The sequence below is a fragment of the Streptomyces sp. H27-H1 genome (assembly GCF_026627445.1).
Taxonomy (GTDB): domain Bacteria; phylum Actinomycetota; class Actinomycetes; order Streptomycetales; family Streptomycetaceae; genus Streptomyces.
Genome location: NZ_JAPNLJ010000073.1, coordinates 19,628 through 28,238 on the forward strand (window position 1 = coordinate 19,628; position 8,611 = coordinate 28,238).

General features: G+C 71.5%; 7 protein-coding genes. 6 read left to right on the forward strand and 1 reads right to left on the reverse strand.

Annotation, left to right across the window (positions count from 1 at the left end; genetic code table 11):
* Positions 1–55 precede the first annotated feature (55 nt).
* The 3 genes from OTB20_RS39025 (at position 56) to OTB20_RS39035 (ending at position 4,326) form a co-directional block, all read left to right on the forward strand.
* Entirely contained in the window at positions 56–1,267 is a 1,212-nt protein-coding gene (locus tag OTB20_RS39025) for an FAD-dependent oxidoreductase (protein WP_267824662.1), read from the forward strand.
* Positions 1,268–1,383: 116 nt separating this feature from the next.
* Complete coding sequence (locus OTB20_RS39030; RefSeq protein WP_267824663.1) at positions 1,384–2,646, forward strand: NADH:flavin oxidoreductase/NADH oxidase family protein; 1,263 nt, start codon at positions 1,384–1,386, stop codon at positions 2,644–2,646.
* Between the two features lie 219 nt (positions 2,647–2,865).
* The gene (locus OTB20_RS39035) at positions 2,866–4,326 is read left to right on the forward strand and encodes an FAD-dependent monooxygenase (protein ID WP_267824664.1); all 1,461 of its coding nucleotides are present in this window, start codon (positions 2,866–2,868) and stop codon (positions 4,324–4,326) included.
* Positions 4,327–4,403: 77 nt separating this feature from the next.
* Here the strand turns inward: OTB20_RS39035 and OTB20_RS39040 are convergent, their stop codons facing one another.
* Positions 4,404–5,378, reverse strand: a complete 975-nt coding sequence (locus OTB20_RS39040; RefSeq protein ID WP_267824665.1) for a hypothetical protein — start codon at positions 5,376–5,378, stop codon at positions 4,404–4,406.
* A gap of 176 nt (positions 5,379–5,554) precedes the next feature.
* Between OTB20_RS39040 and OTB20_RS39045 the strand changes: the two genes are divergently transcribed.
* The 3 genes from OTB20_RS39045 (at position 5,555) to OTB20_RS39055 (ending at position 8,491) form a co-directional block, all read left to right on the forward strand.
* A complete protein-coding gene (locus OTB20_RS39045; RefSeq protein WP_267757589.1) occupies positions 5,555–5,845 on the forward strand; it encodes a heavy-metal-associated domain-containing protein in 291 nt (96 codons plus the stop codon).
* Positions 5,846–5,946: 101 nt separating this feature from the next.
* Entirely contained in the window at positions 5,947–8,199 is a 2,253-nt protein-coding gene (locus OTB20_RS39050; RefSeq protein ID WP_267824666.1) for a heavy metal translocating P-type ATPase, read from the forward strand.
* 10 nt (positions 8,200–8,209) lie between these two features.
* Positions 8,210–8,491, forward strand: coding sequence for a metal-sensitive transcriptional regulator (locus tag OTB20_RS39055; RefSeq protein WP_267757587.1), 282 nt, complete (start codon positions 8,210–8,212; stop codon positions 8,489–8,491).
* The last annotated feature ends 120 nt before the right edge of the window (positions 8,492–8,611 follow it).

Below are 8,611 nucleotides of genomic sequence, written 5' to 3' on the forward strand. Positions count from 1 at the left end.
CCGAGAGCCCACCTCCCGCCCCCGCCGCACAGAGGCCCCTCACAGAGAGATGACCATGACCACCACACACCCGAAGCACGTCGAAGCCTTGATCATCGGCGGGGGGTACGCGGGCCTGCTGGCCGCATCCGTGGTCTCCCTGGCCGGCTACGACGTCCTCGTGCTGGCGGGCGGGCGGCCCGCCGGCCACTCACGGGAATCGGACTCCGAAGCCACTCTGCACGGTGAGGTCCTCCACGTGGGCGGCATGTGGGACGTGAACGACCTGGCCTACGGTTCGGGCGCACTGCTGCGGCTTCGCGGCGCTCGGACCTCCACCCTCCCCGCCGGCGACCACCTGTCCCGGACGCGCCCGCGGGCCTGGGGCACGCGCGAGCTGCTGACCTGCAGCCGCGAGCTCCTGACCGAGGTACTGCGCGAGGTCGTCATCTCCAACCCCGGGCACGAGCGGGACACCACCATCCTGCACGGTGCCGAGGCCGTCGGTCTCATAGGCGACCAGTCCGCGGTGCTCGGTGCACTCGTACGGTTCGATGACGGGTCGGAGCGAGAGGTCACCGCCCAGCTCGTCGTCGACGCGAGCGGCGCCCATGCCTGTACTTCGACCTGGCTGAGGAACCTCGACGCCGCCACCGCGCCGGTCACCACGCGCGGCACGGCCGGGTACTCCGCCAGCCGTCTCTACCGGACACCGCGGGGGCAGTCGGACGTTCCCCTCACCGCTGTCGCGGACGGCGCCCGCAGCGCGGTGCTCGTCCCGGTCGAGGGCGGAATGTGGGCCGTCACCCAGACCGCCCCGGATCGTGAACGAATCGCCGACGCGGTCGCCTTCGCCGATGCCGCACTGGCGCTGCCGGACCCCGCCGTGGGCCGGCTCATCGCCGGGGCCGAACCTGTGGGCGACGTGGTCGTCTCACCCACGTCCGCCCTGCGCTGGCACCGGTACGACCGCGTCCGCGGGCCCCGCGGTCTTGTGGTCATCGGGGACGCCCTGGCGACCTTCAGCCCCCTGGACGCGCGGGGACCGCTGGCGGCCGAGGCGGCCGCCAGGGCCCTGCGCGTGGTACTGGGCCGCGGCATCAGCCACCCGAGGGCGGCCCGCAGGGCCCAGCAGGCGATCGCCGAGGAGATCGCCCAGCTGTGGTCCGATCCTCAGACGGACCGCATAGGCGGCGGCCGGCCCAAGGCAGTCTCCCCGGGCCTCTCCACGCGCCTGGCACGCGCACGGGCGGCGACGCGCCGGGTTCTGAGGCTGCGCGCCCGCTGAGAAGCGGGATCCACTGGCCCTGAACGGGCACGGACCGAGAATGGCACCTCACCCGCGGGCCTCGGCCTGCCTTCACGTGACGAAATTCAGAGACGACATTCAGAGAGGAATCGTCCATGCACCTGTCCACACCTCTCGTACTGCGGAACGGCAACCGCATCGCGAACCGGATCGCCAAGGCCGCCATGGAGGAGAGCCTTGCCCGCCAGCCCGGCCAACTGCCCGGGCCGGAGATCGAGGAGCTCTACCGCAGTTGGGCACGCGGTGGGAGCGGACTGATCATCACGGGAAACGTGATGATCGACCGGCGGGCCCTGACGTCCCCGGGAACGATCGTGCTCGACGCCGAGACCGACCTGGCCCCCTTCCGTCGCTGGGCCGCGGCCGCCGGCTCGCAAGGCGGGCAGGTCTGGATGCAGATCAACCACCCCGGCCGGCAGGTCAGATCGGACCTGCCCGGGGTCGCATGGGCGCCGTCCGACATCGGCGTCAGCCTCGGGAAGCACACCCGTACTTTCGCGCGCCCGACCGCGATGGACGAGGCTGACATCCAGGCCACGATCGGACGGTTCGCCACGACGGCACGGCTCGCGCAGGAGAGCGGGTTCCACGGAGTCCAGATCCACGCGGCCCACGGCTACCTCCTCAGCCAGTTCCTCTCTCCCCTGGTCAACCGTCGCACCGACCAGTGGGGCGGCAGCCTGGAAAACAGAGCCAGACTCCTTCTGGAAGTGGTCCGAGCCGTCCGCACGGCGGTGGCACCGGACTTCGCCGTAAGCATCAAGATCAACACCGCCGACTTCCAGCGCGGCGGCTTCGACGTCGACGAAGTGGAACAGGTACTCGCGTTCCTCAAGGACCTCGACGTGGACCTGGTCGAACTCTCCGGCGGAAGCATGGAGAGCGCCGCGACCATGGGCCGCACAGCCGACGACAGGAAGCTCGACCGTGAAGCCTACTTCCTCGCCATCGCCGAGCGGCTCGTCGCATCCGCGCCCATGCCCCTCATGCTGACCGGAGGCATCGGCCGTCGGTCCTCCGCAGAGAAGGTCCTGACCAGCGGATTCGCGATGGTCGGGCTGGCCACGGCCCTCGCCTTCCGCCCCGACCTGCCCACACGCTGGCAGGAAGGCGAGGACGTCGAAGTCGCCGCTCCACAGCTCAACTGGCGGGACAGGGACATCGCGTGCGCAGGCGTCCTGGCCGTCGTGCGCACCCACATGAGCCGCGTTTCCCGCGGTCGCCCGCCTCGTGCGTGGACCTCCGCTCGCCTCGCCCTCATCCTCGACGTCCTGCGGAACAGGAAGATGATCCGGGTGTACGGGCAGTGGCTCGCCCACCACCCGGCACCAGAGGCGACCACCCGCCTCCACGGCTGACAGACCGGGCCCGAACCGGCGCCCCCACGAGTGCCGGCCTGGTTCAGGCCGGCCCGGGAGAGCCCTCCGCCCGCCACGCCGCGGCAGGCCCCGCCCGGCCGCCCAGTCAGTCAGTCAGTCAGTCAGTCAGTCAGTCATCATCGGATTCCAGAACGCCTGATCCAAGGCCCACCCGACTTCCGCCCTACCGGCCGGCGCCGGTACAGAGAGCAGACTCGCATGGCCCCCAACCGCGGAGCCCGTCACCGCGTTCTCGTCCTCGGAGGCGGACTGAGCGGCACCCTGGCCGCAGCCGCCCTCGCTCCACACGGCGGCAGCGTCGTCATCGTCGAGCGACACACCCTTCCGCAGACCCCGAAGCCCCGCCGCGGACTTCCCCAGGCCCGCCACGCCCACATGCTCTGGTCCGGCGGGGCCGACGCGATCGAATCGCTCCTCCCCGGAACCCTGGAGATGCTGCTGCATGCCGGGGCGCACCGGATCTCCATTCCCAACGGCATGATCTCGCTCTCCCCCGGCGGCTGGTACCGGCGGTGCTGGCCCGAAGCCCAGTACCTCATCAGCGCCGGACGCGACCTCGTGGACTGGGCGGTCCGCAGCCAGGCTCTCGCCCGTCCGGGGGTCCACCTGCTGTCCGCGGCGGAACCCGTTCGTCTCCTGGGCACCCGCGCCCGGATCACCGGGGCGGTCGTCCGGCACCGGGACGGCGTCGAGGAAGCCCTCGAAGCCGACCTGGTCATCGATGCCACGGGACGCTCCTCACGGGCCCCGCAATGGCTGGCCGAGCTCGGGATCCCAGCCGTTCCCGAGACCGTCGTCGACGCGGGAGTCACCTATGCGAGCCGCCGCTACAAGGCGCCCGTCGACACCGCCGGCTGGCCCGTCATCAACGTCCAGGCCGATGCCCGCCTGCCCATGGCGGGCACGGCCGGCACCATCCTTCCCATCGAGGGCGGCGAGTGGATGGTCAGCCTCTCGGGCACACGCGGGGGCGAACCGACAAGCGACGAAACCCAGTTCGCGGCGTTCGCCCGCCGGCTGCGAAGCCCTCTCATAGCCGAGTACCTGGCCCGGGCCGAGCCCCGCGGCCCGGTGACGATCGCCCGGAACACGGCCAACCGGCGCCGCCACTACGAGAAGGCGCGCCTCAACGGCTTCATTGCTCTCGGGGACTCGTCCACCGCTCTCAACCCGCTCTACGGACACGGCATGTCCGCCGCGGCCCAAGGCGCCCTGGCCCTGCGCGATCTGTGCACGGGCGGGAACATCGCGGCGAAGGGATTCGCGCGGCGCGCACAGCATGCGATCGCCCGCCCCGCCGCCGCGGCCTGGCTTCTCGCCCTCGGCCAGGACGCGGCCTTCCCCCACGCGGTCGGAAAGAAGCCCGGCTTCGCCGACCGCCTCGCCGCCGGGTACATCAACCGCCTCATCACGACGGCCTGCTCGGACTTCACCGTCGTCGAAGCCCTCACCGACGTCATGACCCTCCAGGCGAGGGCCACGGTCCTCGCTCACCCGCAGGTCCTCCTCGCCGCGATCCGCGGCCCTCGGCTCCCGCCTCTCGGAGGCCCCGCCCTCACCCCGGCCGAGGAAGCGGTACTGCTCGGCCGGCCGGCCCCGACACGGCCGGCGACCGCACCGCCACTCGGGGGGCCCGAGTGGGGTGAGGTCAGCCGTTGACCATCGGGACGAGGCCGGCGACGAGGTTGCCGATCTTCCCGCCGGACCTCTGGAGCTGGTTCCGGGCCGGGCGTGGGCTAGTGGGAGTGTCCGTCCGGCTCGGGCGTCGCGGTGTCCGCACCGTTCCCGGTGCCCGCGCCGCTCCCGGTGTCCGCGGCGCCGCTGCCGCCCGCCTGGACCGTGAAGGCCGCCGTCCGGACCTTGCCCTCGTGCTGGAAGTCCAGGAAGAGCCGGTAGGCCCCCGCGCTGGGTGCCGTAGCCGTGAACGAGACGTCCGGGCCGGGGCCGCCCTCGTTGGGGTGGACGTGCAGGTAGGCGAGGTCGCCGTCGCGCAGTGCGACGAGGTGGCCGTACGCCCCGAGGTACGGCTCGAGGTTCGTGACGGGTTCGCCGTCCTTGCTGACCGTGAGCTTGAGCTCGCCCGCCTTGCCGGGATCGAGGGTGCCGCCGAGTGCCACCTGGTAACCCTCCGCCTCCGCCGTGGCCGCGGCCGGGGGCAGCGGGTTCGGCGCGTACGCCCCGGGCACGGACAGGTCCGCACCGAGGGTGACGCCCTTCGCGCCTTCCACCGCGGGAGCGAAGTCGGCGAAGACCTTGTATCCGCCCGCCGCCGGCAGGTCGACGGGCGTCGACCAGGTGCCGTCGGCCGCACGGACCGGGTGGAGGTGGCGGTAGACGGCAAGATCGCGCGAGGCGACGATGAAGTGCAGCTCCTTGCCGTGCTCCGTCTTGTAGGCGGTCACCTTTCGGCCTTCCGCGTCTTCGATGGAGAACTTCAACTCGCTCTGACCTGCCTCGATGCGAGGCGTGTCGAGGACCAGCGTGTAGCCGTCCTCGGAAACTTGCAGCCCACCGGGGGCCGACACCTGGGCCGCCCCTTCGGGGTCTCCGCGTCCTGAGCCCGCCCCTGAGGGCGCCGGCTCCGCGTGGGCCGCGTGCTCCGACTTTTCCGGTGCGCCGACCGGGCCCACTCCCGTCCCGACCCCGTAGGCGGCCCCGAAGGCCGCTGCGAGTGCGGCGGCGTAGGCGGTGATCCTCACTCCGGTATTCATGGCTGCTCTCCCCTGCGACATACCGCCGCGTAAGGCGGTTCCATGAGCCCAAGATACCCCTAGGGGGTACCAAGTCAAGCCGGGGGAACACTTGCGCGGCAATACCACTGGGGGGTATATCTGGGATCGGCCGAAGATACCCCCCGTAGGTATCGGAATCGATCAAGGAGAAGCCCATGTCTTCCTGCTGTACCCCTGATGGCAGCTGCGGCACGAACGCCGGTGGGTCCACGACTGCCACGGCCGTCGTGGACAGCACCGCCACCGTCTACCGCGTGTCCGGAATGACCTGCGGACACTGCAGGACCGCCATCACCAAGTCCGTCGGCGACCTCGACGGGGTCCTCTCCGTCGACGTGGACGTGGATGGCGGCCTGGTCACCGTGACCACCGCCGGCGACCCCGACGACGCCGCGATCACGGCGGCGGTCGACGACGCCGGCTACGAGCTGACCGGCCGGGTCTGACCCTCGGCCCACCCCGGCCACCCGGCCTGCCCGGCCGCCGGGGCCCTGTCCGCCCACCGGGCCCCGGCCCCCACCCCGCGCTCGAACGAGGAGCAGCACTCATGACCACCATCACTCCCGGCGCCGCCCAGGTCGAGCTCGCCATCGGCGGCATGACCTGCGCCTCGTGCGCGGCCCGCATCGAGAAGAAGCTCAACCGCATGGACGGGGTCGAGGCCACCGTCAACTACGCCACCGAGAAGGCCAAGGTCACCTTCGACGCCGACATCTCCGTCGCGGACCTGATCGCCACCGTCGAGGCCACGGGCTACACCGCCCAGGAGCCGGTACGCACCCCCGCGGACGGCGGCCGCGCCGAGGAGGCCACCGAGTCCGACGAACTGCGCCCCCTGCGCCAACGGCTCGTCACGGCCGTCTCCCTCGCGCTGCCCGTCATCGCGATGGCCATGGTCCCCGCTCTCCAGATCGACTACTGGCAGTGGCTCTCGCTGACCCTCACCGCGCCGGTCGTCACTTACGCCGCCTGGCCCTTCCACCGAGCCGCCTGGACCAACGCCAAGCACGGCGCGGCCACCATGGACACGCTGATCTCGGTGGGCACGACGGCCGCGTTCCTCTGGTCGCTGTGGGCGCTGTTCTTCGGGACGGCGGGCACGACCGGTATGACCCACCCCTTCGAGTTCACCATCGGGCGGAGCGACGGGGCCGGGAACATCTACCTGGAAGCCGCCGCCGGGGTCACCGCCTTCATCCTGGCCGGCCGCTACTTCGAAGCCCGCTCCAAGCGCAAGGCCGGCGCCGCCCTCAAGGCCCTGCTGGAACTGGGCGCCAAGGAAGTCACGGTGCTGCGCGGCGGCCGCGAGGTCACAGTGCCCACGGCCGACCTCCAGGTCGGGATGCGTTTCCTGGTCCGGCCGGGCGAGAAGATCGCCACCGACGGCATCGTGACCGAGGGCTCCTCCGCGGTGGACGCCTCCATGCTGACGGGCGAGTCCGTACCGGTCGAGGTTTCCGTCGGGGACGCCGTCACCGGCGCCACCCTCAACGCCGGCGGCCGCCTGGTCGTCGAGGCCACCCGCGTCGGCTCCGACACCCAACTGGCCCGGATGGCCAAGCTGGTCGAGGACGCGCAGAACGGCAAGGCCGCGGCCCAGCGCCTCGCCGACAAGATCTCCGCGGTGTTCGTACCGGTCGTCATCGGCCTCGCGCTCGCCACGCTCGGCTTCTGGCTCGGCTCGGGCTCCGGCCTCACCGCCGCCTTCACCGCCGCGGTCGCCGTCCTCATCATCGCCTGCCCCTGCGCCCTGGGCCTGGCCACCCCCACCGCCCTCATGGTCGGCACCGGCCGCGGCGCGCAGCTCGGCATCCTGATCAAGGGACCGGAGGTACTGGAGACCACCCGCAAGGTCGACACCATCGTTCTGGACAAAACAGGGACCGTCACCACCGGCCGGATGACCCTGCTCGCAGTGCACACCGCGGCAGGCACCGAGGAGGCCGACGTCCTGCGCCTCGCCGGCGCGTTGGAGCACTCCTCCGAACACCCCATCGCGCAAGCCGTCGCCGCCGGCGCCGCCGCCCGGGTGGGCACGCTGCCCACCCCGGAGGACTTCGCCAACATCCCCGGACTCGGCGTCCAGGGTGTCGTCGAGGGCCACGCCGTTCTCGTCGGCCGCGAGAAGCTGCTCGCGGAGTGGGCGATCGAGCTGCCCGTGCAACTGGAGCGGGCGAAGGCGGATGCCGAAGCCGCCGGCCGCACCGCGATCGTGGTGGCCTGGGACGGTGAGGCCCGCGCGGTCGTGGAGGTGGCCGACGCGGTCAAGGAGACCAGCGCGGATGCCGTCCGGCGCCTGCGCGCGCTGGGCCTGAAGCCCATCCTCCTCACGGGCGACAACAAGGCCGTCGCCGAGTCCGTCGCCGCCGAGGTGGGCATCGAGGAGGTCATCGCCGAGGTCATGCCGCAGGACAAGGTCGACGTCGTCAAGAGGCTCCAGGCCGAGGGCCGCAGCGTCGCCATGGTCGGCGACGGTGTCAACGACGCCGCCGCGTTGGCCCAGGCGGACCTGGGTCTGGCCATGGGCACCGGTACGGACGCGGCCATCGAGGCCGGCGATCTGACGCTCGTGCGAGGCGACCTGCGGGCCGCGGCGGACGCCATCCGCCTCGCCCGCAAGACGCTCGGCACCATCCGCTCGAACCTGTTCTGGGCCTTCGCCTACAACGTGGCGGCCCTTCCGCTCGCCGCCGCCGGACTGCTCAACCCGATGATCGCCGGAGCGGCCATGGCCTTCTCCTCCGTATTCGTCGTCGGCAACAGCCTGCGGCTGCGCGGCTTCCAGGCCGCCGACAACTGAGGAGCGCCCCGTGGCCGGTTACGCACAGAGCAAGGAAGACATCATCAGACGCCTGCGCCGCATCGAGGGCCAGGTCCGCGGGGTCCAGCGGATGGTCGACGAGGACTCCTACTGCATCGACGTCCTCACACAGGTCTCCGCGATCAACGCCGCGCTGCAGTCCTGCGCGATGGCCCTGCTGGACGAACACCTCAGCTGCTGCGTCGCCGAGGCCATCGCCGCGGGCGGGGACGAGGCGAAGGCGAAGGTGGGCGAAGCCTCCAAAGCCATCGCCCGGCTCATCCGGGCCTAGAAGGCTGATGAAGATGTTGGGTTCTGGCCCCGCCGCGTCAGCGGCGGGGCCAGACTCGTTGTTGTGGTTCAAGGGGAGTGGGTCGGGGAGACGGTCGGGCCGGATGTGTGGGCGACGTGC